The organism is Actinoplanes octamycinicus, assembly GCF_014205225.1.
Taxonomy (GTDB): Bacteria; Actinomycetota; Actinomycetes; order Mycobacteriales; family Micromonosporaceae; genus Actinoplanes; species Actinoplanes octamycinicus.
In genome coordinates this window covers 5,277,609-5,302,151 of the sequence record NZ_JACHNB010000001.1, presented here as the reverse complement: position 1 = coordinate 5,302,151, position 24,543 = coordinate 5,277,609, and the positions used below count along the sequence as shown (strand labels likewise).

Sequence of the window (24,543 nt, the reverse complement as noted above, 5' to 3'; positions counted from 1 at the left end):
CGCAAGGTTCTGTCAGAGCAGTTCGTCGATCCGCCCGGTCCAGCCGTCCAAGATGCGTGCCGGGTCGCTGCCCAGCACGCCAGCGAGCAGCGTGGCGTAGACGTCACGGAAGTCCACGGTGTACTTCAGGTCGCCGTCGTCCAGGTCGGTCAGGCTGGGCGCCTCGCCGTACATGCCGCCGTTGACGCCGTCACCCAGCAGGAACATGTCCGAGGCCGTCCCGTGGTCGGTGCCCTCCGAGGCGTTGGCCCGCACCCGCCGGCCGAACTCCGAGTAGACCGCGACCACCACACCCTTGCCGGCCATCCGCTCGCGGAACGCGGCGAGCGGCTTGTCCAGCCGGGCCAGGATCGACCGCTGCGCGACCTTGCCGCCGGCGTGCAGGTCGAACCCGCCCAGCGACACCGAGTAGACCCGGGTCGCCACGCCCGCCTCGACGCACCGGGCCACCAGCGCCAGCTGCTGGTCCAGCGGCGGCGCGCCGCCGCCGGTCGCGGTGGCCGGGTCCGCGTCGTCGTCCTCGGCCTCCTCGTCGGCGGCACCCTCGGCCACCCGGTTCATCAGGTCCTGGATCCGCACCAGATCGGCGAAGCAGGCGGCCGCCCGGGCCGCCGCCGGCGACTCCCCCGGCGCGGCCGCGCCCAGCCGGCGCACCTGGGCCGGGGTGATCACGCCGGGCAGCTTCAGCTCGCCGCCGGGCACCGTGGCGCCCGCGCTGGTCGCGCCGGCCAGCAGCGGCGGCAGCACCGGCTCGAACGACACGGCCAGCCGCGGGTCGCCGCCCGCCGCGTCCAGCCAGCGGCCCAGCCAGCCGGTGCCCTCCGGCCGGGCCGGCTGCCCGGTCTGCCAGATGTCCATCGACCGGAAGTGGCTGCGGTCCGGTTTCGGGTAGCCGACGCCGCGCACGATCGCCAGCCCGCCGTCCTGGTAGAGCCGGTGCAGCCCGGCCAGTCCCGGGTTCAGCGCGAACCGGTCGCCCAGCCGGAGCAGCTCGTCCGGCTGGTAGGCCAGGTCGGCGCGGGCCGCGGCATAGGCCGGATCGGCGTACGGGATCAACGTGTTCAGCCCGTCGTTGCCGCCGTAGAGCGTGACCAGGACCAGGGTCTTCGCGGCCGGGTCCCGGTCACCGGCGGTGGCCAGCAGCTCCCGCAGTCCCAGGGTGCCGCCGGCGGCCAGGGCGGCGGCGCCGGTGACGCCGCTGGCGACCAGGAAGCGGCGGCGGGTGAGCGTGTCCATCAGCTGACTCCTCAGTGCACCGTGTACTCGGGGCTGACCAGGCCGAGCGCCAGCAGCCGCTTCGGGTCCTTCACCTCGCGCAGCACCGCGTGGGTCCGGTCGGTCCAGGTGTCCACGACCAGCAGATGCGCCAGCGCCTCCGGGTCGGTGACCTGGTCGACGGCGGCCGGCGCGGAGGCGACCAGCCGTTGCGCGGCCCGCAGCCGGGCCACCGTCGCCGAGGTGGTCAGCCAGGCCCGGTCGACCGGCCAGCCGCCCACCGACGGCGGCCGCAACGGCAGCTGGCCGAGCCCGCGCAACATCCCGATCGCCTGCTCCGGCACCGGGACGCCGAGCTGCCGGACCGCGCCGAGCAGCCACTCGACCGGCTGCTTGACCAGCGTCCCGCTGGTCGCGGCGAACTCCGGATCGGTGCCGAGCGCGGTGAGCAGCGCGGTGGTGTCCCGGCCGGCGCCGGCGATCCGCGCGGCCGCCGCCGGGGACGGGCCGGCACCCGCGGCATAGCGGACCCACAGCCGCCGGACCAGGAACGGCACGTGCGCCGGATGCCGGACGAGCAGGTCGGCGTACCCGTCCAGGTCGACCGTCCCGGTCCGCCCGAGCAGCGTCACCGGCCGCCCGTCGTGCCGTTTCGGCGCCAGCCGCGCGGTCCCGGCCGCCCGGTCCACCTGCCAACCGGTCAGCACCCGGGCGCCGGCCTTCACGTCGTCCTCGGTGTACGCGCCGATCCCGAGCGTGAACAGCTCCATGACCTCGCGGGCCAGGTTCTCGTTCGGCGCCTTGCGGGTGTTCCGCTGCCCGTCCAGCCAGAGGATCAGCGCCGGGTCCCGCAGCATCGCCCGGACCAGCGCGCCGGTGTCGCCGTGCCCGTAGCGCCGGAAGGTCGCCAGCTGACCCAGCATCAACGGCGCCGACTTCACCTTCCGTACGCTGGTCGCCCAGTGCCCGTGCCAGAAGAAGGTCAGCTTCTCGGCCGCGCCACCGGTCGCCAGCTGCCGCAGCCACCAGCTGGTGGCCGTGGCCGCCTGATCCTTCCGCTGCTTCTTCGCCTCCTGCCCGGCGGCGTCCTGCCGCGGCTCACCCAGATCCGGACCGGTCACCGGACCGGCCGGCCTCAGCAGCGTGCGCAGCGTGGCGTCCCGGCCGGCCCGCACGGCGGCGTCCACCTCGGCCGCGGTCGGGCCGAAGGTCAGCCTCCGGAGCAGGTGCGACACCTCGGCGCGTTCGGTCATGCCGGCGACGCTAGGCCGGCTTTGTCAGGATCGGGTAAGAGCCGGATCCGGACCCTGTCACCCCTCGCCGGACCGGTCGGCGGTGGCCAGGACCGGCTCCGGCTCGCCGCCGGCGACGAAGGCCCGGCGCGGATGCTGCACCGACGCGAGCGACACGATGTCCCGGCCGAACAGCGCCGCGGCCACCCAGATCAGCAGCACCCGGACCTTGCGCTCCCAGCTCGGCACCGCGAGCACGTGGTAGCCGCGGTGCATCAGCCAGGCCGGGAAGCCCTTGATCACGATGAACTTCCACTCGAAGATCCCCCGGCCCAGGCCGAGCGTCGCGACCGTGCCGAGGCTCCGGTGGAAGTACTCCTTGGTCCGGCGTCCGCGCAGGTCGGCGATCAGGTTGCGGGCCAGCAGCTTGCCCTGGCGCACGGCGTGCTGCGCGTTCGGCACGGTCGCCCGGCCGTCGCCGGCCGCGAGGTCCGGGACGGCCGCGTCGTCACCGGCGCCCCAGGCGTCCGGGACCGGCGCGTCCGCGGTCCCGACCCGCAGATCGGCCCGGACCACCAGCATCCCGCGGGCGTCGATCGGCAGGTCGGTGTGGTTGTGCACCATCGGATTGGCGGCGTTGCCGGCGGTCCAGACGATCAGGTCCGAGTCGAACTCGGCGCCGGTGGAGAGCACCACGTGCCCGTCCCGGGCGGACCGCACCTGGGCGCCGAGGTGCACATGCGCGCCGCGCTTCTCCAGCGAGCGGACCACCCACCGGCCCGGCTTGTCGGACACCTCGGGCAGGATCCGGTCCCGGGCCTCCACCAGGTGGAAACCCAGCTCCGCGGGATCCAGCTCCGGGTAGCGCCGGACCAGCGCGTGAGCCAGCGACAGCAGCTCGCCGAAGCCCTCGACGCCGGAGAAGCCGCCGCCGACGAAGGTGACCGTGAGCAGCCGCCGGCGGCGTGGGCCGGGCGGCAGGGTGGCGGCCCGGTCGAACGCGGTGAGCAGCCGGTCCCGGATGGCGACCGCCTCCTCCACGTGCTTGAGGCCGATCGCCTGGTCGGCCACGCCGGGAACGGCCAGCTTCCGGGTCACCGCGCCGGCGGTCACCACGATCACGTCGTAGCCGAGAAGGTACTCGGGACCCTCCGCGGGGCGGATCGTCACCGCACGGGCGGCATGGTCGATCCGGACGACCGTACCGGAAATGATCGTGGTCTTCTTGAGGTGCCGTCGCTGCGAGACCGCGGCGTGCCGGGCCTCCACCGACCCGGCCAGCACCTCGGGCAGGAACGGCTGATAGGTCATGTAGGGCCGCGGGTCGACCATGATGACCCGAGCTTCGTCGCGCCGGAGTTTCCGCTCCAGCCCCCACGCCGCGTAGAACCCGGCGTATCCACCGCCGACAACCAGAATCGTTCGCACGTGAACAGGACAGCGCAGCCCCCCGTTCTGTGACGCCGAGTCACGCAGGTCACAGATCGGGAGACCGCTGCTCCTGGCCTGGCCCGCCAGGGTTGCCTGCTCAGGGCACGATCGGCGGTTCGTCGCTGGGCTCGACGATGTCTCCGGCGGCCTGGATGGCGTCGAGGAAGCGGCGGAAGACCGGCCACGGGAGCGCCCAGTGTCCGTGCATGGTCAGCGTCACGTGCGCGGCGGGCATCGGGACGAACGAGCCGGACTCCGGTGAGGCGTCCGGGATCCGGACCTCGATGTAGTTGTTCCCGGGGGTGTCGGAGTCGAGCTCGTACAGCTCGTAGCTCCATGATCCGGCGTCACCGTGGTGGAACTGGTTGACCTCGAACCGCCGGCCGTCGTGCGACCAGCTGGTGAGCGTCAGCGGGAGCGCGATCGCCTCGCTCGACCGGTCGCGCTGTTCCTCCACCAGATCGCCCCTGGATTCGAGCAGGTGAATCAGCTTGCCGAGGATCGGCCAGGGCAGGACACCGCCGTCGGCATAGAAGACGATGTGCTGAGCCGACATCGGCGTGAACGACCCCTCCGGAGTGGCGTCGGGAATCGCGACGGTCAGGTTCGGCTCGGCGCTGCATGACTCAGCCAACCCTCGAACCTGGTAGTACCAGGCGTCATCGGAGCCGCTGTACGTCGAGATGAGCTCGTACCGCTTGCCCTCGTGGGACCAGATCTCCATCGCCGGATGATCGCAGCCTCCGCCCAGCTCTCCGAACCGTTTCCGTGTTGCCCGGATCGCCGGCCGTCAGGAGCCCGAGCGGGCCGGCCACACCACGCTTGTCCGTCGCCTCGGCCCAGAAGCTCGGAAGACAGCCGGCCGCGCTGCTGCTCGCTGCCGTAGCTCGTGTGGACAGCCGAGAAGAGCACACCAGGCGCGGGCAGACGTCCGGGCGCGGCGCTGGGGTCGCACGCGCCCGGACACTTCATGAAACGGATTCTGTCCGAAAAGGTTCAACGCAATCCGTTGCCGCGCAAGGCAATCGCCGCCGCCACGATCGGCTCGACGGCGGGCGACCCGTCAGAGGTGTCCAGCTCGACCACCGCATGCGGCCCGACCGGCGGCTCGAAGATCGACCTCGGCATCTCGCCCTGCTCGAACAACGCGAGCAGCCGCCGGTCCCCGTCCCGGACCACGGTCGGCACCCCACCTCGCGGTGCCGCCGTATCCCCTGACCCCGGCTCGCCCTCACCGCCCGCGAGACCCGGACCCGCCACGTCCCCACGACCGCCGCGGCCCGCGGTCACCCGTTCCCGCAGCCGGGCGCCGATGACCTCGTCCCGGGCGATCACGTGCACCGCGAGCACCCGAGCCTCGACGCCGAGCAGACCTTCCACCAGCGAACGGGACAGCACCGAGTTGTCCAGCACGAAGCTCAGGCCGGCCGCCGCGAACCGGACCGCCGCCTCCACCAGCAACGTCTCGGCCCGGCCCCGGATCGCCTCGGCGGCGACACCGGACAACCGGAGTCCGTCGGCGATCTCGTCCCGGCTCAGCAGCGGGACCCCGAGCCGCGCGGCCGCCTTCCGGGCGGTCGTCGTCTTCCCGGCACCCGGCGAGCCGCACACCGCGACGACGACAGCACGCTCGATGATCATCATCCCGGCATGGTGCCACGGTCCGGGGCGGGATCTGGTTGGGTGGGTGGATGGCCACCTGCAACCTGTGTCATCGGGACTTCGCCGACGACGAGATCGAGGATCATCGGCGGGTCGCGCATCCGGACGTCGCGGCGGACGGCACCGCTGAGTCCGACGACAGCCGCATCGTCCCGGAGAGCACCCGGTCAATGCCGCCACCGGAGTGACCGCTGGCCCCGCAGCACCAACAGCCCGCCGGCAAACCACCACAGCGGTGGTGGGCTGGGCATAACGGGTGTCTCGGAGCGCTTGAGGCACCCGTGAGAACCAGCCGAACTACCGCGAGGCACGCTGCGGTCCGGGCCACGAGCGCAGGTCACGGTGATGGGCTGGGCGTGACGGGTGTCTCGGAGCGCTTGAGGCACCCATGAGAACCAGCCGAACTACCGCGAGGCGCGCCGCGGTCCGGGCCACGAGCGCAGGTCGCGGTGATGGGCTGGGCGTGACGGGTGCCTCGGAGCGCTTGAGGCACCCGTGAGAGCCAGCCGGACCGCCGCGAGGCGCGCTGCGGTCCGGGCCACGAGCGCAGGTTGCGGTGATGGGCTGGGCGTGACGGGTGTCTCGGACAACGTGAGGCACCCGTGAGAGCCAGCCGGACTGCCGGCGCCGAGCCAGTGCCACGACTCCAGCCCGCGATACGCGACGTAGGCCAGCACCGTCCCGAAGACGAACTCCCAGGCGCCCAGCCGGTCCAGTAGACCGCGCCCGCCCCGGCGACCAGCACCGCGTTGAGTTCGAGCCGCGGCCGGTCCGGGAGCAGCGACATGAACAGGACGAAGACGATCCCGACGAGGATCGGGGCGACAACCGGCATGCCCCGCACCCAGGGAGCCGCAACGGCCGCCGACAGCGGCTCGAATGCCCTCGATCAACGGGATCCGGCCAGGCGGTTGAGGCGCTGCTGCGCGGGTAACGCCGGGACATGCGTCTCACCGTCAACGGGGCCCAGCACCACCTGGTCGGGCTGGATCCGCGCACCACGCTGCTCGACGTGCTGCGCGAACGGCTGCACCTGACCGGCACCAAGAAGGGCTGCGACCACGGCCAGTGCGGAGCGTGCACGGTCCTGCTCGACGGCCGCCGGGTGAACAGCTGCCTGATCCTGGCGATCAGCCAGCAGGACGCCGAGGTGACCACGGTCGAGGGGCTCGGGCACCGGGGTGAGCCGCATCCGGTGCAGCGGGGGTTCCTGGAGCACGACGGCTTCCAGTGCGGCTACTGCACGCCGGGGCAGATCTGCTCGGCGGTCGGGATGCTGGCCGAGGTGGCCCGGGGCTGGCCGAGCGCGGTGACCAGGAACGACGACGACCTGCTCAGCGACGCGGAGATCCGGGAGCGGATGAGCGGCAACCTGTGCCGGTGCGGCGCGTACCCGAACATGATCCCGGCGATCCGGGAAGCGGCCGCCGCGACGACCGCCGAGGGGACGACGGAGGCGGCCGGCCGATGAAGACCTTCGAGTACCGCACCGCCACCGCCCCCGCCGACGGCCTTGAGGCGGGTGCCGTCTTCCTGGCCGGCGGCACCAACCTGGTCGACCTGATGAAGCTCGGCATCGCCACCCCGGACGTGCTGGTCGACGTCAACAAGCTGCCGCTGGACGGGATCGACGAGCTGCCGGCCGGCGGGATCCGGGTCGGTTCCGGCGTACGCAACAGTGACCTCGCCGCGGATCGCCGGATCCGGGCCGCCTACCCGGTGCTCAGCCAAGCGCTCCTGGCCGGCGCCTCGGGACAGCTGCGCAACATGGCCACCACCGGCGGCAACCTGCTGCAGCGCACCCGCTGCCGATATTTCATGGACGCCACGATGCCGTGCAACAAGCACCGGCCCGGCTCCGGCTGCCCGGCCCGCGACGGCGATCACCGCAACCTGGCGATCCTGGGCGGCTCGGAGGCGTGCGTGGCGACCCACCCGTCGGACATGGCGGTCGCCTTGACGGCGCTCGACGCGGTGATCCAGATCGATGGGCCGACCGGCGCCCGGTCGATCCCGGTGACCGATCTGTATCGGCTGCCCGGGGACACTCCGGAGCACGACACCACGCTCGCGCACGGCGAGTTGATCACCGCGGTGGATCTGCCGGCGTTGCCGGTGGCGGCGCGGTCGGCGTACCGGAAAGCCCGCGACCGGGCCTCCTACGCCTTCGCGATCGGGTCCGTCGCGGCCGCCCTGTCGGTCGAGGACGGGCTGGTCAGCGACGTTCGGCTGGCGTTCGGGGCGGTCGCGCCGAAGCCGTGGCGGGCGACCGTGGCCGAGGCGGCGCTGCGCGGGCAGCCGGCCACCGAGGAGCGGTTCCGGGCCGCCGCGGAGGCCGAGCTGGCGGCCGCCACGCCGTTGCGGGACAACGCGTACAAGATCCCCCTGATCCGGAACCTGACCGCGGCCGTGCTGACCTCGCTGAGCGGAGATGTCCGATGACGTCCATGCTGTCGCGCGCCGTCGGCACGCCGGTCGCGCGCCTGGAGGGCCCGGCCAAGGTCTCCGGCGCGGCCCGCTACGCGGCCGAATACCCACAAGATCAGTTAGCGTACGGCTGGATCGTCCCGTCCCCGGTCCCCCGCGGCCGCCTGGACGCGGTCCTCACCGACCCGGCCGCCGAGGACGTGCTCGCGGTCCTCTGGCACGGCAACGCCCCGCGGCTGCGAGGCTCCGACGACGCCGAACTGGCCGTGCTGCAGTCGGAGCGGATCGCCTACCGCGGGCAGCCGCTCGCCCTGGTCGTCGCGACCACCCTGGAGGCGGCCCGGCGCGCCGCGCAGGTGCTGCAGCTGGAGATCACCGCCGAGGACCACGACGTCGCGCTGCGCACCGACCATCCTGATCACTACCGGCCGGAGAAGGTCAATCCGGACGTCCCGGCCGACACCGCCGAGGGTGACGTCGAGGCCGCGCTGGCCGCCGCGCCGGTCACCGTCGACGTGACGTACACGATCCCGGCGCTGCACAACAACCCGATGGAGCCGCACGCCACGATCGCCCGCTGGGATGGCGACGAGCTGGTCCTGTACGACTCCAACCAGCACCCGTCCGGCATCGCCGAGGCGGTCGGCGCGGTCTTCGGCCTCACCGCCGAGCGGGTCCACGTGATCACCGAGCACGTCGGCGGCGGCTTCGGCTCGAAGGGCACCGCCCGCCCGAACGCCGTGCTGGCCGCCCTGGCCGCCTCGGTCATCGAGCGCCCGGTCCAGGTGGCGCTCCCCCGGCAGGCGATGTTCAGCGTCGTCGGGCACCGCGCCCCGACCGTCCAGCGGCTCCGGATCGGCGCCGGCACCGACGGCACGCTGACCGCGATCGATCACCAGACGTGGACGCAGACCAGCCGCCTGTACGAGTTCGTCGAGTCCGCGGCGGTGGTGACCCGCTCGATGTACCCGGTCCCGAACCTGCGCACCGCGCACCGCGTCGTCCCGCTGGACATGCCCACCCCGCGCTGGATGCGCGCGCCCGGCGAGGCGCCCGGGATGGTGGCCCTGGAGTGCGCGCTCGACGAGCTCGCCGCCGAGCTCAACGCCGACCCGCTCGACCTGCGGATCCGGGCCGCCGACCCGGCCCACGCCGCCTGCCTGCGCGCCGGCGCCGACCGGTTCGGCTGGTCCGGCCGGGATCCGCGGCCCCGGCAGCGCCGCGAGGGCGACTGGTGGATCGGCACCGGGGTGGCCGGCGCGACCTATCCGGCGACCGCGATGCCGTCCACCGCGCGGGTCCGGGCGCTGGACGGCGGCGGCTACGAGGTGGCGATCGGCGCGGCCGACCTGGGCACCGGGGCGCGCACCGTGCTGGCCCAGATCGCCGCCGACGAACTCGGCGTGCCGGTCGAGCAGATCCGGATCCGGATCGGCGACAGCACCCTGCCGGCCGCGTCGGTGGCCGGCGGTTCCTCGGGCAGCGCCTCCTGGGGCTGGGCGGTCACCGGCGCCTGCCGGGACCTGGTCGCCTCCAAGCGGAGCGAGGCCGTCTTCGACACCACCGACCTGGTCGAGCAGCAGAACGAGAAGAACCGGCACGCCTGCGGCGCGCACTTCGCCGAGGTACGCGTCGACGCGGTCACCGGCGAGGTCCGGGTCTCCCGCCTGTTCGGCATGTACGACGCCGGCCGCATCCTGAACCCGCGCACCGCCCGCTCCCAGTTCCTCGGCGCGATGATCATGGGAATGGGCATGGCCCTGCACGAGGAGTCGGTCCTGGACCCGGCCGTCGGCACCTGGGTCAACCACGACCTGGCCGAGTACCACATCCCCACGCACGCCGACGTCGAGTGGATCGACGCCGCCTGGCTGGACACCCCGGACCACGACCTGAACCCGATCGGCGCCCGCGGCATCGGCGAGATCGGCATCGTCGGCTCCCCGGCCGCCATCCTCAACGCCGTCTGGCACGCCACCGGCACCCGCATCCGCCACCTCCCGGCCCGCCCCGACAAACTCCTCGAATAGCCCACCCCACCGCGCAGCGATACCATGTTCCCCGGCAGAAGCGGAGATGATGGAGCGGCACGGTTGGATCTGATCGAGGCGCGTGAGCTTGCCGCCGGCCTGATGGCCAAGCACGAGCTCACCGGGTGGCGGCTCACCTTCGACGACGCCAAGACGCGGGCCGGTGTCTGCCGGGTCGAGCGGCGCGAGATCGGCCTGTCCCGCCCGCTGATCAGGCTCTACTCGGTTGAGCAGGTCACCGAGACGATCCTGCACGAGATCGCGCACGCGCTCGCCGGCCCCGGTCACGGCCACGACGCGACCTGGCGGCGGATCGCCGTCCGGATCGGGTGTTCCGGCCGCCGCTGCGTCCCGGAGGACGCGCCCCGGGTCGACGGCGCCTGGGAGGGCGTCTGCCGCTCCGGCCACCGCACCACCGCGCACCGCCGCCCGGTCCGGGTCCGCTCCTGCCGCCAGTGCTCCCGAGCCTTCGACCGCTCCGCCCTGTTCGCCTGGACCTACCGCGGCCATCCCGCCCCGCTGCACCCCGGGTATGTCGCCGAGCTGGGCCGCCTGCGCACCGCCGCCTCCCCCGCCCCCGGCCTCACCGTCGGCGCCCGGGTCCGCCTCAAGGGCGCCGGCAAGTACGGCGGCCTGGTCGGCACCATCGTCAAACAGGGCCGCAGCCGCTACCAGGTCCAAACCCGCAAGGGCCTGCTCAACGCATCCTTCGCCATGGTCGAGCCGGCCTCCTGACCGCCCGCGTCGCCCGGCCCGCTCCCCTTCCGCCACACCCTTTCCGGTACGCCCCGAGCAAGGTCCCGCCAAGCCCCACGCGAGACCGCCTCCGCCCCAGGCCCGCCCCGCGCCCTCCGCCCGGTCGGCTGGTCCTGACGGGTGTCTCGGCAGCGCCGAGACACCCGTCAGGACCAGCCGACCGGGCGGCAGTCGCCGTGCGGTCTCGGGGCGAGCGCGTCTCGCGGACGGGCGGCGGGCGGCTCGCCGCGTACCGGGACATGGCGGCCGTGAGCTGAAGCGGACCGGGCCTGTCCGCAGCAGCCGGGGCCACGGTGAACGCCCGCCGCGTCGACGGCGTCGGCCAGCGCCGCGAACGGCAGCTGGCCGGTCACCGGTTGCGGGTTCGGGTCACACCTGTCAGAGGGCTTTGTAGTAGTGGACCAGCGGCAGCGGGGTGAAGCCGGCCTTCTCGTAGGCGAGCCGGGCCGGCTCGTGGCCCGGGTCGCCGCCGGTGCCGACGCCGGCGAGCCGGACGCCGCGCTCGCGCATCCGGGCGAAGGTGAACTCCATCAGCGTGCCGGCGATGCCCTGCCGCTGGTGGTCCGGGTCGACCGCGAGCATCTCGATCTCGGCGGCGCTCCGCTCCTCGTCGAAGATCACCACGGCGAAGCCGACCGGCGCGCCGGCCACGTCCGCGACCCAGGTGGTGGCCAGGTGTTCGGTGCAGGTGCGAGCCACGTCGCGGGCCTGCGACTCCCGCCAGTCGGGGTAGACCCGCTGGTAGATCTCCGTCCCGAGCACCTTCGCGAACGACGCGAACACCGGCTCCCAGGCCCGCACCGAGAACTCCACCACCTGCGCCACATCCGCGCTGCTCATCGCCCTGACAGTGACCGACATGCGCTCACCCTGTCACGCCCGTCAATCGATATCGCGCAGCGGCGTCAGGCCGGGATCTTGGTGACCTTGATCGAGCGGACGCTCATCCCGAACACCGTGGTGAACTCGGCGCGCATCGGCCCGGCGCCGGGCACGACCCGCTTCGCCAGCCGGATCACGCCGGTGTGGGTGGCGCCGTCGCCGATGTCCGCCTCCCAGTCCGAGCCGAAGTGGTCCCCGGCGTAGGTCCGTCCCTCGGCGTCCGACAGCTGGAAGAGCGCGGCCTGCAGGGTGAGGCTCTCCCCGGAGTTGTTGGTCACCCGCAGGTGCACCCGGCCGGTCCCGCCGGCGTTCTCGATGCCGGTCACCGTCATGATCAGGCCGCCGCTGCGCCCGGTGCGCTCGCTCGTCGAGACCACCTCGACCGGGCCGGCGTCGCGCGGACCGAAACTCGGGGTGAGGGTGGACAGCGGCGCCCCGGCCAGGGCCAGGTTCAGCCCGCCCGCGCTGCCGCCGAGCAGCACCGCGGTGATCACGTAGTGGGCGATCCGGCTGCCGCCGTGCAACGCCGCCTTGGCCATCGACGACCCGACCGCGACCAGCACGCCGCCGAGGCCGAAGCCGAGGAAGTAGACCACCCCGACCGGCACCCCGGACGGCAGCGTGGCGCCGAGGAAGCTGCTGCCGGACCGCTCGCCGAAGATGATCGAGGCCCAGCCGGTGAACCCGGCCGCGGCGATCAGCATGCCGGCCGCGATCAGGATCCGCCCGGGTCCGGCGCCGACGAAGAACGCCTGGAACGGTCCCTCGTCGCGGTGGTGCTCGTGCCGGTGGTGGTGGGTGCCGGAGAACGAGATGTCGCCGCCGGCCATGTAGGTCCGGCCGTGCCCGCGCGACGAGGCCCGCATCCCGAACCAGCTCACTCGTGGATCTCCATGTTGCCGGCCGTTTGATAATTGCGGCCGAAGTCCTGCACCCGGGAATACATGAACGTGGTTCTGTTCGATTCCTGGCGGGGCGGCTCGGGCATCTGCCGCAATGCCTCCCGGAGATCGTCGCGGGCGTCCGGGTTCTCGGCGAGGAAATCGGTGATCCGCCGGCGCCAGTCGGTCCGGACCGCGTCCTCGACCGCGTCGGCGCCGCCCTGCCGGGCCACCGCGACGATCCGGTCCGCGCCGTCCAGGTCCTGTTCCAGGCGTCCGGCCTGGTCCGGAAGGTTCCGGCGCCACACGCCGGCGAGCAGCGAGCGGGCCTGCCGCCAGGCGTCGGTGGCCATCAGCCCGACGATCGTGGTGGCGGCGGAGGTGGCGAGCATCTCGAATTCGGCAGCCATGAAGCTCTCCGATTAATGATCAATTGTAAAGTGACGGCGAATTGTATGGCCGGCGCCGCCAAGGTCGTAACTCACATTTCGGCGCGCCGCCCGGAAATCATTCCTTCCAGACCGTCGAGAATCCTCTGCAGGCCGAACTCGACGAGGATGTCGAGATCGAATTCGTGATCCTCGGCGGCCAGGAACCGGGCCATCATCGGGAGGATCAGCTCGTCCCGGTCGGCGACGTGCCGGTAGAGCGACATGGTCGGCATCCGCAGGACCCCGGCGAGCCGGCGCATGTGGCCCGATCAAGACCTTCTCGCGTACGCCTCCGTGGTCCTGATCGCGATCCTGCTGACCGGAGCGGCCCTGCTCGGCACCACCCGCCGGGCCACCGCGGGCCCGGCGGTCCACGCGATCCGCGCCTGATCGGTCAATCGCAGGTGACCGCGACCCGGGGCGCGTTCAGGTCGGCCCACCGCTCGCAGAGCGACGGCAGCCGGAGCCAGACGGTGCCGCCGTCGACGATGATGAACTGCCGTTGTTGGTCGGAAGTGGTCGTCGGGCGGCGCTCGGCCAGCGCCGCCTCGATCGCCGCCGCGCACGCCTGCCACATCGCCACCCGGCGCAGGTGGGCACGGCGGACGTCGGCGGTGACCGGGCCGGCGTCGCGCTCGTGCAGCCGGTCGACCGCGGCCCGCGCCTGACGGGCGCCGTCGGCGGTCACCGGCTCGCCCCGGCACTGATCGCGCGCGTCCGCGGCGGCGCTGTTCACGACCTGGTGGACGAAGCCGACCTGATGCAGGTCGGACACCGGGGACAGCGACAGCCGGGCCGCGCCGGCGACCAGCGCCACCCCGGCCACGGCGGCCAGGACCGGCAGGGCGAGCAGCACCGGCGCGGGGCCGGAGCGGGCGACGGGCAGCACCACCGCGGCCAGCACCAGGCCGCCCAGCAGGCCGCCGACCGCCAGGTTCGCCAGGACGTACTCGATCGCCGGCCAGTCCGGGCGGCCGCCGAGCACGCTGCGCCAGGCGACGATGCCGAGCGTGGCGACCGCCACCGCCAGGCAGCCGGGCACCATGGCCGCCGCGAGCCGGCACCGGCCGGCCCGCAGCGCGGCGCCCACGACGGTGACCGCCACGACCCCAGCCGGGGCGAGCAGCACGGTCGGCGCCTCGATCAGCGCGGCGAACCAGGATTCCGGCCGCGGGATCGACCGGGTCCAGACGGCCGCCGCCCCAGCGTAGGCGCCGGTCGCGACCAGGCCACCGATCACCGCGGTGCGCAGGCCGGGCCGGATCGCCGGGGCGGCCGGGACGGCGTCGGTCCGCGGCGACCGGGAGAGCCACCCGGGGACGCCGCCGAGAGGTCGGCGCGGCCGGCTGAGGAACCACAGCGGCAGGCCGGCGACGACCAGGACGGCGAGCAGGTCGTACCCGGAATGCTCGTTGATCGAGTGCTCGGCCAGGAAGATCGCGATCCGGTCCACCGCGGTCCAGGCCTGCACCTGCAGCTGTGCCGCGGCGCCGAGCAGCGCGCCGCCGGCGACGACGCCGACGAGCTGGACGCCCCGCTCGGTCCACGCCGCGCCCCGGTCGGCGAGGTCCAGGTCCAGCCACCAGTGGGCCGCGCTCCAGAGCCAGCCGGCCAGCGCGACGGCCGTCGCACCGAGCAGCGCGGCGGCCGCCCAGGTGAGCACGCCGAACGAGATGCCCGGGGTGCCGGGCTGGCCGAGCAGCAGGAATCCGCCGACCGCGACGCCGGCGCCCAGCCCGAGGGCGAACCCGGCCGGCGAGACGTCCCGGCCGCAACGTGCGGCGGCCACCACTCGGAAGATCATCGCGGCGACCCAGTAGCCGAGCGCGCCGCCCAGCACTCCCCAGACGACCGGCGCGGCGGCCGGGTCGGCCGGCTGCCAGCCGGTCCAGGCGACCAGCACCCCGCTGACGACCGTGCCGCAGGCGGCCGTCACCAGGCCGAGCAGGAGCCCGTCGGCGGCGGTGACCCGGCAGGCCGCCGCCGGGTCGCGCAGCGCCTGCTCGCGCCAGGACCAGACCGGGTGCGACGCGAACGGCCGCCGCCACCACGCGTCCGGGGTGCGGACCGAGCGGAGGACGGTCAGCAGATCGTCCGGGTCCGGCTCGCGGGCCTCGTGATCGGCGGCGATCTCCCGGGCCCGCAGGAAGGACGCCCGGATCAGGAACATCAGCATCACGAGCAGCAGGGTGCGGGGCACCGTGCCGAGCATCACCGGGCGCCAGGCCGCCGGCTGCGGCAGGACCAGGACCGTGCCCACCATGGCGACCAGCACCCACGGCAACCACAGGGTGATCCGGGTCGGGACAACGTCGCCCAGCTCGTGATGGGCGTACTCGTGCCGGAGCTTGGCCAGTCCGGCCTGGGGCCGGGCCAGGCCGGACCCCATGAAGCCCGCGCTGATCTCCACGTACGGACGCCGGATGCCGTCGGCCCGGGCGGCGGACACCCGATCGACGCCCGACCTGCTCAGCAGGGGCGGCCGCGGGTCCGGTCCGCCGGCCTGCTGGAGCGCCGCGACGACCTGCGGTGGGGCCGGCTCCAGCCCCCGGCGCCGCACCACGGACGCGACGAGCGCGACGGCCACCCCGAGAGCGAGCACGCCGAGCGCCACCGCCAGGTCCCACCGCAGCCGGGCCCGGGTGAACTCGATCATGCAGGCGTCCAGCTCGGCGAGGACCACGCCGGCCGCCCGGCACTGGTCCCGGCCCTGGTCCGTGGCGGCCAGGAAGACGTGCCAGGAGAGCCGGTCGGCCACGTCCAGGGCGAGCGCGAAGGCGACGGCGATCAGCAGGACGAAGCGCAGCGTCGTCTCGTGCGGCAGGGCCTTGAGATTCATCCCGGGTCGGCGGGATCGGCGGGCGCCCCGAACGGTCCGGCGGTGGCGTTGGCCAGCAGCCGCGCCTTCTGCTCGTCCAGTCCGACGGCGAGGCCGTTGCGGTAGGTCACCCACCACAGCTCGATGGCCTGGCGAACCGGCAGGTGCGGGGCGGACTCCGCGTGATCGGCCGCGGCGCCGGCGTCGCGGCCGCTCAGCCAGTCGAGAGCCCGGCGCGCGCCCTTGCCGAGCTCCTCGCCGGCGAACTCCTTCGCCTGGTCGAAGAGCCAGGTGACGACGTGGTTGGCGACCGGCAGCACGGCGACGGTCCAGGCGAACTCGTCCACCCCGATGCCCAGCGCGCCGTCCCGGGGACGTCGCTGCCACCACCGCCGGCGGGCCGACAGCAGGCGCGGGCCGACCGCCTGGACCAGCGGCACCTCGGCCGGGCTGAGCTGGCCCAGGACGAGTTCGGACAGGGCCAGGACGCCGGGTTGTCCGGATGTCATCAGGTACCCCCCTGGTACGGATCGCAGGCCGGGACGCCGCCCAGGAACCCGGCCCGGAAGGTGGCGACCCGCTCGGCGGCGGTGCCGTGGAAGTCGGGCATCCACCACTGGTCGGCGGGATCGGCGGTGGCCGCCAGGCCGGCGAAGGCCCGGTCCGCGCCGGCGACCGCGGCGGTGGAGGCGCCGGCCAGGCAGTCGGCCTGCAGCTCGCGCCGGACCGGCGGGCCGCCGCCGAGGCCGAGCCGCGCCTGCACGGCGTGCCCGACCTCGTGCGCGATCACGAGGGCGACCGCGTCGCCGCCGGCGGTCGCGTCGAGTTCGCGCAGCCAGGGAATGTCGAAGGCGACGACGTCCTCGGCCGGGCAGTAGATCGCGTCGGTGCGGCGCAGCGGCGCCGACCCGCAGTCGACGGGGTGCGTCGCGTCGTAGCCGCGGTGGCCGCGCACCGGCTGGTAGCGCAGGCCGCGCGCGGCGAAGTACCCGGCCCAGAACCGGTCGGCGCGGGTCATCGCCCCGGCGACCCGCCGGTCGAAGCCGGCGCGGGCCGCGGCGGCCGGCCCGGCACCGGACGGCTGTGGTGCCGTGGTCCTCGGCAGCACCGGCGCCGGGGCCGCGCAGGAGCAGCAAGCGAGCACGATCGCCGTGGCGATCGGCAGTGATCGGGTTGTCGCCGGCATGGCGTCACCTGGATCGGGAAGGGACTTATTTTCCCCGTGCCGACAGCCTAGTGAGGCCGGTGGTGCCGGTGGTGCGCGTTGACGGGATGCCGACTTGGCGGCGGGGTTTGAACCGGCTCCGGCGTGGAATGGTCAAGCGATCTACGCGCTAGGAACGATCTGACATGACAACTCTCGTGGTCGCCGACGATCATGACGACATCCGCATGATCATGGCGCGGGTGCTGCGCCGGGCCGGCTACACGGTGGTCGAGGCCGCCGACGGTGCCGAGGCGCTGCGGGCGGTGCGGGAGCAGACGCCGGCCGCGGTGGTCAGCGACATCGACATGCCGGTGATGTCCGGCGTCGACCTGTGCCGGGAGATCCGCGCGGACGCGGCCACCCGGGACCTGCCGGTGCTCTTCGTGAGCGGCAGCCTGATGCCGGGCGACGACCGGCCGGCGCGGGCGCAGGCGACCGCGGTGATCACCAAGCCGTTCACCCCGCAGGGCCTGGTCGAGTCGGTGCGGGCGCTGGTCACCGCGTCCGGCTGAGCGACGGCAGCCGGACCGTGATCCGCGCGCCGGGCGGCGGGCCGGCCACGAAGCGGATGCTGCCGTGGTGGCGTTCGACGATCGCCCGGCTCAGCGTCAGGCCCAGCCCGGTGCCCGGAACCCGCTGCTCGCGGCTCTGCCGGGAACGGTAGAACCGGCCGAACACGCGGTCCTGCTCGTCGCTGGGAATGCCCGGACCGTCGTCGGTGACGGTCAGCTCGACCGCGGCCGGGCCGGCGTGGGTGAGCGACACGGTGACCGCGCTGTGCGGCGGGCTGTGCTTGATCGCGTTCGCGAGCAGGTGGTCGGCCACCTGGCGCAGCCGTTTCGGGTCGCCGGTGACCAGCCCGTCCGGGCAGACGTCGAGCACCAGCGTGACCCGGGCCGCGGCCGCGTCGGCCTCGGCGGCCCGGACCGCGTCGGTCACCGTGGCGGCCAGGTCGACCACCTCGTCGGCCAGATCGGTGTGCCCGTTGTCGATGCCGGCCAGGTCGAGCAGGTCGTCGACGATGTGCCGCAGGGTGGCGCCGTTGCGGCCGAGCACGTCGAGGATCCCGGGCAGCTCGTCGGCGACGGTGGCCGGGTCGGTGTCGCGCAGCAGGTCGACGTAGGCGGCGATCGAGGTGAGCGGGGTCCGCAGCTCGTGCCCGACCAGGGTGAGGTACTCGTCCTTGGAGCGGGCCAGGGCGGTGGCCAGTTCCTCGGCCCGGCGCTGGTCGGTGACGTCCCGGATGCAGGCGACCGCGCCCAGGCAGTCGCCCTGGGCACTCTCGATCGGCTGGGCGTCCGCGCTGACCGTACGGATGCTCTGGTCCGGGGTCTCGGCGCGGAACTCCACGTCGCGCAGCGTCTCCCCGCGCAGCGCCCGGATCAGCGGCAGCTGCTCCGGGTGCAACGGCCGGCCGTGCCCGTCGATCAGGGCGGTCCGCCGGGTCCAGTCGGCCTGGCCCTGCGGGGTGGCCGGGTGCCCGGTCAGCCGGCGGATCGCCTCGTTCGTGAAGATCATCTGCCCGTCGGCGTCGCAGGCGGCCACGCCGACCCGCAGGCTCTGCAGCAGCGCGTCCAGGAAACGGTGCTCGCGGTCGGCGGCCTCCCGGGCGCACTGCACGGCCACGAACGCGGCGCACGCCTGCGCGGCGTCGTCGAGCACCGCCAGCTCCTCCAGCGACCAGGATCGCGGCTGCAGATCGACCACCGCGAGCACCCCGACGATCCCGCCGTCCGGGTCGCGGATCGGGAATCCGGCGTAGCCGCGCGCCCCGAGGTCCACGGCCGGCGCCGCCACCGGCACCCGCGGGTCGTCGCCGAGGTCCGTGATGATCACCGGGTGGTTCTCGGTGACCACCAGCCCGGCCAGCGTCGAGCGCGCCGGCGCGGTGCCGCTGCGTGGCCAGTGCTCGGGGACGCCGGCGGTGCCGGCGATCCGCAGCCGGTCGCCGTCGGCCAGCAGGATCAGCACGGTCGGCGCCCGCACCGCGCCCGCGACGACCGCGGCGAACTTGGCGGCGGCCGTGTCCGGGACGCCGTCCGAGATCAGGTGCGCGATCCGGCGCCCGGGCGACGTCATGCTGTGATCACATCACGCTCCCCGATGGCGCGGGGCGTGATCGCTCACAGCGACAGCAGCTCGGACACCTGTGGGGCGTAGGTGGTGTGCAGGACCAGCGCGGCGGCGCCGACCACCGCGGCGTCGGCGCCGAGCGGCGACACCTCCACCCGCACGGCGCGGATCCGGCGGGCCAGCGGCCGGGTGGCCAGGGCCTCTGCCACCGCCGTACGGAATCGGTCCTCGAGGTGGCGCAGGCCGTGCCCGCCGAGGACCACCAGGTCGATGTCCAGGATGTTGGCGACGTTCACCACCGCGGTGGCCAGGTGCCCGGCGGCCGCCTCGACCGCCGCGACGGCCAGCGGGTCGCCGGCCGTCGCGGCCCGCCGGACCGCGTCATAGTCGGCCAGCCCGGTCGCCTCGACCAGCGCTTTCGGGCTGATCAGACGCTCCAGGCAGCCGCGGTTGCCGCAGTAGCAGGCCGGACCGCCGGGCTGCACCGACTGGTGGCCGAACTCGGCGGCGTTCATCGAGCCGCCGCGGTAGACCTGGTGGCCGAGGATCAGGCCGCCGCCCACCCCGGCGCCGAAGAAGAAGTAGGCAAAATCGGCCACGCCGCGCCCCGCCCCAGCCCAGCACTCGCCGATCGCGGCGGCCGTGGCGTCGTTGTCCAGGGTGACCGGCAGCCCGGTCGCCGCGGCCAGCATGTCCTTGATCGGCACCCGGGTCCAGCCGAGCAGCTGCGGCGGCCCGACCAGCGAGCCGAGGGTCTGGTCGATCGGGCCCGGGGTGGCCAGGCCGAGGCCGAGCACCCGGCCGCGGTCCACGCCGGCCGTGCCGAGCACCTCGTCGACCAGCCCGGTGACCGCGGCGACCACCTCGCCGGGGGTGGCGCCCGGCCGGACCGGCTGCTGCCGGGTGGCCAGCGGGCGGCCGAGCAGGTCGGCGACCACGCAGGACAACTCGGACGGGTCGAAGTGGACGCCGACCGCGAGCCCGGCGGCCGCGTTGACCCGCAGCTTGGTGCGTGGCTTGCCGCCGTTGGAGACGGCGGCGCCGTCCTCCCGGACGATGCCCTCGCCGATCAGGCGCCGGACGATGCCGGACACCGTCTGCGGGGTCAGCCCGGTCAGCTCGGCGATCTCCACCCGGCTGATGCCGTCGGTCAGCTGGATCTGATCGAGCACGACGGCCCGGTTGTACTGGCCGACTTTCGGCAGGTTGGTTCCTGTGCGCCGCACCGGAGAAACGCCTCCCGGTCTGCTTCGGTGACCCGTTACGAGATCGATGCCGACCATGATGCCACCGGGCCGTTGACTTAGTAAATAAATAAGATTTACAGTCTGGAAACGCCGACGCCATTGACTTTGATCTTTGCGTAACGCCTGTTGGGAGGCGGCATGGGTGCTGCTCCGCCATTGCTGGAGATGCGGTCGATAACCAAGACCTTCCCCGGTGTCACGGCCCTGTCCGAAGTGAACCTGACCGTCCGGGACGGCGAGATCCACGCGATCTGCGGGGAGAACGGGGCCGGCAAGTCGACCCTGATGAAGGTGCTCAGCGGCGTCCACCCGCACGGGTCGTACCAGGGCTCGATCGTCTATCGCGGCGCGGAGACCAGGTTCGCCGACATCCGGGCCAGCGAACACGCCGGGATCGTCATCATCCATCAGGAGCTGGCCCTGGTCCCGGGCATGTCGATCACCGAGAACATCTTCCTCGGCAACGAGCCGCGCCGGTTCGGCCGGATCGACTGGCAGGCCGCGAACAGCAAGGCGCTCCGGCTGATGGCCGAGGTCGGGCTGAACGAGGATCCGGACACCCTGGTCAAGGACATCGGGGTCGGTAAACAGCAACTCGTGGAGATCGCCAAGGCGTTCGCCAAGGACGTGCAATTGCTGATCCTGGACGAGCCGACCGCGGCGCTGAACGAGACCGATTCGCGGCACCTTCTCGATCTTCTCCGCGTTTTCAAGAAACGCGGCATCACGTCGATCATGATTTCGCACAAGCTGAACGAGATCGAGGCGATCGCCGACTCGATCACCATTCTGCGCGACGGCCGGACGATCGAGACCATCGATGTGGCGCGCGACGGCGCGGACGAGGACCGGATCGTGCGCGGCATGGTCGGGCGGGATCTGGGCAGCCGGTTCCCGGAGCACGAGCCGCGGATCGGCGAGGTGTTCTTCGAGGTGCGCGACTGGACGGTCCGGCACCCGATCTCGACCGAGCGGCTGGTCTGCAAGAACTCCAGCTTCACCGTGCGGCGCGGGGAGATCGTCGGGTTCGCCGGGCTGATGGGCGCCGGGCGCACCGAGCTGGCGATGAGCCTGTTCGGCCGGTCGTACGGGGTCTGGCTGGGCGGGCGGGTGTTCAAGGACGGCCGGCAGATCCAGCTGCGCTCGGTGGCCGAGGCGATCGGGCACGGCCTGGCGTACGTCAGCGAGGACCGCAAGGCGGTCGGCCTGAACCTGCTCGACGACGTGAAGACCTCGGTGGTCGCCGCCAAGCTGTCGAAGATCACCCGCAACGGGGTGATCGACGAGGCGGCGGAATATCACGAGGCGGAGGCGTACCGGAGGAATCTGCGGATCAAGACGCCGAGCGTCGACGAGGGGGTCAGCAAGCTCTCCGGCGGCAACCAGCAGAAGGTGGTCCTGGCCAAGTGGATGTTCACCGACCCGGACCTGCTGATCCTCGACGAGCCGACGCGCGGCATCGACGTCGGCGCCAAGTACGAGATCTACGGCATCATCCAGCGGCTCGCCTCGGAGGGCCGCGGCGTCGTGCTGATCTCCTCCGAGCTGCCCGAGCTGATCGGGCTCTGCGACCGGATCTACACGGTCTTCGAAGGCGCCATCACCGGCGAACTGCCGGGCCGCGACGCCGACCCGGAACTGCTCATGAAGCAGATGACCTCCACGAAGAGGCTGGCCACCCCATGAGTCGGATGAAAGAGCTGCAGAAGAACCTGTTCGGGGGCACCACCTCGAACGCCCGCCAGTTCGGCATGATCTTCACGCTGATCGCGGTGATCCTGTACTTCCAGATCCGGACCGACGGGATCATCCTCACCTCGGGCAACCTGATCGCGCTGACCCAGCAGTACGCCTACATCTCGGTGCTGTCGGTCGGCATGCTGATGGTGATCGTCGCCGGGCACATCGACCTGTCGGTCGGCTCGGTGGCCGCGTTCACCGGCATCGTGGTGGCCAAGGCGATGGCCGAGCACGACCTGCCCTGGCCGGCCGGGATCCTGCTCGGCCTGCTGGTCGGCGCGGCGATCGGCGCCTGGCAGGGCTTCTTCGTCGCGTACGTCGGCATCCCGGCCTTCATCGTCACGCTCGCCGGCATGCTGCTGTTCCGCGGCGGCAACCAGTACATCGGCAACGCCGACACGGTCCCGGTGCCGCCCGGCTTCCGCACCATCGGCGCCGGTTACCTGCCCGAGGTCGGGCCGGACACCGGGTACAACAACCTCACCCTGCTGCTCGGGCTGCTCGCCTGCGTCGCGGTGGTCTGGCGGGAGCTGCGCGCCCGGCAGGTCCGCAAGAAGATGGAGGGCGCCCGGCCGACACCACTGTGGATCTCGGTGATCCGGATGGCGGTGATGATCGGCGTGATCATCTTCGCCACGCTGCGGTTCGCCGGCGGCCGGGTCGGCACCAGCTTCCCGGTCTCCGGCATCATCCTGGCCGTCCTGGTGCTCGCGTACTCGTTCTACACCCGCAACACCTCGGGCGGCCGGCACATCTACGCGGTCGGCGGCAACTCCCGGGCCGCCGAGCTGTCCGGCGTGCAACTCCGCCGGGTCAACTTCCTGGTGATGATGAACATGGGCGTGCTCGCCGCGCTGGCCGGGATGATCTTCGTGGCCCGGTCCACCGCCTCCGGGCCGCAGGACGGCCTCAACTGGGAGCTGGACGCGATCGCCGCGGTGTTCATCGGAGGCGCGGCCGTCGCCGGCGGCCTCGGCACGATCGGCGGCGCCATCGTCGGCGGTCTGGTGATGGCCGTGCTCACCAACGGTCTGCAGCTGACCGGCACCGGCACCGACATGGTCCAGATCATCAAGGGTCTGTTCCTGCTCGGCGCCGTCGCCCTGGATGTCTACAACAAGAAGCAGGGTCGTTTCTCGATCATCGGATCCCTGATGCGCCAGTTCCGTCCCGGTCCCTCGGCGTCGCCCGAGAAGCCCGCCTCAGCCGATCGGGAGAAGGCCCGGATATAGAAGGGTTGGATCCACGTGCGCACCTTCCTGATCAAAAGTCTGGCTGTCAGCGCCACCGCTCTGCTCGCGCTGACCGCCTGCTCCACCGAACGTGACAAGTCCAGCAGCGGCGACAGCGGCACCGCGGCCAAGGGTTTCCCCGCCGACTCCCTGATCGGGGTCGCTCTGCCCTCGAAGACGTCGGAGAACTGGGTGCTCGCCGGCGATCTGTTCACCAACGGCCTCAAGGAGGCCGGCTTCAAGTCCGACGTGCAGTACGCCGGCGCCTCCACCACGGTCGCCGACCAGCAGAACCAGATCACCGCGATGGTCACCAACGGCGCCAAGGTGATCGTGATCGGCGCGACCGACGCCGCCCAGCTCGCCACCCAGGTCGCCGCGGCCAAGCAGGCCGGCGCCACGGTGATCGCCTACGACCGGCTGATCACCCAGACGCCGGACGTGGACTACTACATCGCCTTCGACAACTTCAAGGTCGGCCAGCTGCAGGGCCAGGCGCTGCTGGACGGCATGAAGGCCAAGAAGCCGAAGGGGCCCTACACCATCGAGCTGTTCTCCGGCTCGCCCGACGACAACAACTCCGGCGTCTTCTTCAACGGCGCGATGGACGTGCTCAAACCGGCCATCGACAAGGGTGACGTGGTGGTCGGCTCCGGCCAGACGGAGATCAAGCAGACCGCGACCCAGGGCTGGAAGGCGGAGAACGCGCAGAGCCGGATGGACTCGCTGCTGAACAGCACCTACAACAGCGGCAAGACACTGGACGGGGTGCTGTCGCCGAACGACACCCTGGCCCGCGCGATCATCACCTCGGTCAAGGGCGCCGGCAAGCCGATCCCGGTGGTCACCGGCCAGGACTCCGAGGTCGAGTCGGTCAAGTCGATCATGGCCGGTGAGCAGTACTCGACGATCAACAAGGACACCCGCAAGCTGGTCGCTGAGACGGTCACCATGGTCAAGAGCCTGCAGGCCGGCAACAGTCCGCAGGTCAACGACACCCAGTCGTACAACAACGGGGTCAAGGTCGTCCCGGCCTACCTGCTCCCGCCGGTCATCGTCACCAAGGCCAACGCCGCCGAGGCTTACGCCGACGACCCGAAGCTGGCGCCGCTCACCAAGTAGCCGGTTCCTCGCGGGGCTGCCCCGGCCTCGGCTGGTTCTGAGAGGTGTCTCGGGCTCGTGGAAGCACCTCTCAGAACCAGCCGGACATCCGAGGCGCGGGGTGGCCTCGGGGGGAGGCGGCCGTGCGGAGCGGCTTGGCGGGACCAGGCTCCCGGCG

At 72.7% G+C, this 24,543-nt stretch carries 24 protein-coding genes and 1 pseudogene; 10 read left to right on the top strand and 15 right to left on the bottom strand.

Going from position 1 to position 24,543, the window contains the following annotated elements; all coding sequences use genetic code 11:
• Positions 1 to 12: 12 nt before the first annotated feature.
• From BJY16_RS23185 to BJY16_RS23165, 5 genes are all read right to left on the bottom strand, one after another.
• Positions 13 to 1,236, bottom strand: a complete 1,224-nt coding sequence (locus BJY16_RS23185; RefSeq protein WP_185041682.1) for a DUF1501 domain-containing protein — start codon at positions 1,234 to 1,236, stop codon at positions 13 to 15.
• Positions 1,237 to 1,247: 11 nt separating this feature from the next.
• Positions 1,248 to 2,468, bottom strand: coding sequence for a DUF1800 domain-containing protein (locus BJY16_RS23180; protein ID WP_185041681.1), 1,221 nt, complete (start codon positions 2,466 to 2,468; stop codon positions 1,248 to 1,250).
• A 57-nt stretch (positions 2,469 to 2,525) separates the two neighbouring features.
• Positions 2,526 to 3,875 (bottom strand): NAD(P)/FAD-dependent oxidoreductase, encoded by a 1,350-nt coding sequence (locus BJY16_RS23175; RefSeq protein WP_185041680.1) that lies wholly within the window; start codon positions 3,873 to 3,875, stop codon positions 2,526 to 2,528.
• A gap of 100 nt (positions 3,876 to 3,975) precedes the next feature.
• Positions 3,976 to 4,602, bottom strand: a complete 627-nt coding sequence (locus BJY16_RS23170; RefSeq protein ID WP_185041679.1) for a hypothetical protein — start codon at positions 4,600 to 4,602, stop codon at positions 3,976 to 3,978.
• 272 nt (positions 4,603 to 4,874) lie between these two features.
• Positions 4,875 to 5,522: a P-loop nucleotide/nucleoside kinase family protein gene (locus BJY16_RS23165; protein ID WP_185041678.1), complete on the bottom strand. Its 648-nt coding sequence runs from the start codon at positions 5,520 to 5,522 to the stop codon at positions 4,875 to 4,877.
• A 47-nt stretch (positions 5,523 to 5,569) separates the two neighbouring features.
• Here BJY16_RS23165 and BJY16_RS23160 point away from each other — a divergent pair, with 47 nt between their 5' ends.
• Positions 5,570 to 5,728, top strand: coding sequence for a hypothetical protein (locus tag BJY16_RS23160; protein WP_185041677.1), 159 nt, complete (start codon positions 5,570 to 5,572; stop codon positions 5,726 to 5,728).
• A gap of 216 nt (positions 5,729 to 5,944) precedes the next feature.
• Here BJY16_RS23160 and BJY16_RS48985 read toward each other — a convergent pair.
• A pseudogene (locus BJY16_RS48985) lies at positions 5,945 to 6,375 on the bottom strand (DUF6010 family protein).
• A 108-nt stretch (positions 6,376 to 6,483) separates the two neighbouring features.
• Between BJY16_RS48985 and BJY16_RS23155 the strand changes: the two are divergent.
• From BJY16_RS23155 to BJY16_RS23140, 4 genes are all read left to right on the top strand, one after another.
• Positions 6,484 to 7,011: a (2Fe-2S)-binding protein gene (locus BJY16_RS23155; protein ID WP_185041676.1), complete on the top strand. Its 528-nt coding sequence runs from the start codon at positions 6,484 to 6,486 to the stop codon at positions 7,009 to 7,011.
• Positions 7,008 to 7,982, top strand: coding sequence for an FAD binding domain-containing protein (locus BJY16_RS23150; protein ID WP_185041675.1), 975 nt, complete (start codon positions 7,008 to 7,010; stop codon positions 7,980 to 7,982). The genes BJY16_RS23155 and BJY16_RS23150 overlap by 4 nt, the downstream gene beginning before the upstream one ends.
• On the top strand, positions 7,979 to 9,997 hold the full coding sequence (locus BJY16_RS23145) for a xanthine dehydrogenase family protein molybdopterin-binding subunit (RefSeq protein ID WP_185041674.1): 2,019 nt from the start codon (positions 7,979 to 7,981) through the stop codon (positions 9,995 to 9,997). The genes BJY16_RS23150 and BJY16_RS23145 overlap by 4 nt, the downstream gene beginning before the upstream one ends.
• A gap of 63 nt (positions 9,998 to 10,060) precedes the next feature.
• A complete protein-coding gene (locus BJY16_RS23140) occupies positions 10,061 to 10,732 on the top strand; it encodes a SprT-like domain-containing protein (protein ID WP_185041673.1) in 672 nt (223 codons plus the stop codon).
• Positions 10,733 to 11,131: 399 nt separating this feature from the next.
• Here the strand turns inward: BJY16_RS23140 and BJY16_RS23135 are convergent, their stop codons facing one another.
• The 4 genes from BJY16_RS23135 to BJY16_RS23120 form a co-directional block, all read right to left on the bottom strand.
• Positions 11,132 to 11,593 carry a GNAT family N-acetyltransferase gene (locus BJY16_RS23135; protein WP_203758848.1) on the bottom strand — a complete coding sequence of 154 codons (462 nt, stop codon included), beginning with the start codon at positions 11,591 to 11,593 and terminating at the stop codon, positions 11,132 to 11,134.
• A 65-nt stretch (positions 11,594 to 11,658) separates the two neighbouring features.
• Positions 11,659 to 12,516, bottom strand: a complete 858-nt coding sequence (locus BJY16_RS23130; RefSeq protein WP_185041671.1) for a DUF4352 domain-containing protein — start codon at positions 12,514 to 12,516, stop codon at positions 11,659 to 11,661.
• On the bottom strand, positions 12,513 to 12,926 hold the full coding sequence (locus BJY16_RS23125) for a hypothetical protein (RefSeq protein ID WP_185041670.1): 414 nt from the start codon (positions 12,924 to 12,926) through the stop codon (positions 12,513 to 12,515). Before BJY16_RS23125 ends, BJY16_RS23130 begins: the two co-directional genes overlap by 4 nt.
• Positions 12,927 to 12,997: 71 nt before the next feature.
• The gene (locus BJY16_RS23120; RefSeq protein ID WP_185041669.1) at positions 12,998 to 13,207 is read right to left on the bottom strand and encodes a hypothetical protein; all 210 of its coding nucleotides are present in this window, start codon (positions 13,205 to 13,207) and stop codon (positions 12,998 to 13,000) included.
• Here BJY16_RS23120 and BJY16_RS47345 point away from each other — a divergent pair.
• Positions 13,206 to 13,337 carry a hypothetical protein gene (locus tag BJY16_RS47345; protein WP_260418302.1) on the top strand — a complete coding sequence of 44 codons (132 nt, stop codon included), beginning with the start codon at positions 13,206 to 13,208 and terminating at the stop codon, positions 13,335 to 13,337. The two genes, BJY16_RS23120 and BJY16_RS47345, sit on opposite strands and share 2 nt — an antisense overlap.
• Before the next feature lie 4 nt (positions 13,338 to 13,341).
• Here the strand turns inward: BJY16_RS47345 and BJY16_RS23115 are convergent, their stop codons facing one another.
• The 3 genes from BJY16_RS23115 to BJY16_RS23105 are packed head-to-tail and all read right to left on the bottom strand — an operon-like array spanning position 13,342 to position 16,951.
• On the bottom strand, positions 13,342 to 15,786 hold the full coding sequence (locus tag BJY16_RS23115) for a hypothetical protein (RefSeq protein ID WP_185041668.1): 2,445 nt from the start codon (positions 15,784 to 15,786) through the stop codon (positions 13,342 to 13,344).
• Positions 15,783 to 16,274: a hypothetical protein gene (locus tag BJY16_RS23110; RefSeq protein WP_185041667.1), complete on the bottom strand. Its 492-nt coding sequence runs from the start codon at positions 16,272 to 16,274 to the stop codon at positions 15,783 to 15,785. Before BJY16_RS23110 ends, BJY16_RS23115 begins: the two co-directional genes overlap by 4 nt.
• Complete coding sequence (locus BJY16_RS23105; protein WP_185041666.1) at positions 16,274 to 16,951, bottom strand: neutral zinc metallopeptidase; 678 nt, start codon at positions 16,949 to 16,951, stop codon at positions 16,274 to 16,276. Before BJY16_RS23105 ends, BJY16_RS23110 begins: the two co-directional genes overlap by 1 nt.
• A gap of 164 nt (positions 16,952 to 17,115) precedes the next feature.
• Between BJY16_RS23105 and BJY16_RS23100 the strand changes: the two genes are divergently transcribed.
• Complete coding sequence (locus BJY16_RS23100; protein WP_185041665.1) at positions 17,116 to 17,484, top strand: response regulator; 369 nt, start codon at positions 17,116 to 17,118, stop codon at positions 17,482 to 17,484.
• Here the strand turns inward: BJY16_RS23100 and BJY16_RS23095 are convergent.
• Both BJY16_RS23095 and BJY16_RS23090 read right to left on the bottom strand, forming a co-directional pair.
• On the bottom strand, positions 17,468 to 19,051 hold the full coding sequence (locus BJY16_RS23095) for a sensor histidine kinase (protein ID WP_185041664.1): 1,584 nt from the start codon (positions 19,049 to 19,051) through the stop codon (positions 17,468 to 17,470). The two genes, BJY16_RS23100 and BJY16_RS23095, sit on opposite strands and share 17 nt — an antisense overlap.
• A gap of 44 nt (positions 19,052 to 19,095) precedes the next feature.
• Positions 19,096 to 20,271 (bottom strand): ROK family transcriptional regulator, encoded by a 1,176-nt coding sequence (locus tag BJY16_RS23090; RefSeq protein ID WP_185041663.1) that lies wholly within the window; start codon positions 20,269 to 20,271, stop codon positions 19,096 to 19,098.
• A gap of 159 nt (positions 20,272 to 20,430) precedes the next feature.
• On the opposite strand from BJY16_RS23090, the gene mmsA reads away from it, so the two are divergent.
• The 3 genes from mmsA to BJY16_RS23075 are packed head-to-tail and all read left to right on the top strand — an operon-like array spanning position 20,431 to position 24,386.
• Positions 20,431 to 21,978 (top strand): multiple monosaccharide ABC transporter ATP-binding protein, encoded by a 1,548-nt coding sequence (mmsA, locus tag BJY16_RS23085; RefSeq protein WP_185041662.1) that lies wholly within the window; start codon positions 20,431 to 20,433, stop codon positions 21,976 to 21,978.
• A complete protein-coding gene (gene mmsB, locus BJY16_RS23080) occupies positions 21,975 to 23,264 on the top strand; it encodes a multiple monosaccharide ABC transporter permease (RefSeq protein ID WP_185041661.1) in 1,290 nt (429 codons plus the stop codon). Before mmsA ends, mmsB begins: the two co-directional genes overlap by 4 nt.
• A gap of 15 nt (positions 23,265 to 23,279) precedes the next feature.
• The gene (locus BJY16_RS23075; protein WP_185041660.1) at positions 23,280 to 24,386 is read left to right on the top strand and encodes a substrate-binding domain-containing protein; all 1,107 of its coding nucleotides are present in this window, start codon (positions 23,280 to 23,282) and stop codon (positions 24,384 to 24,386) included.
• Positions 24,387 to 24,543 lie beyond the last annotated feature (157 nt).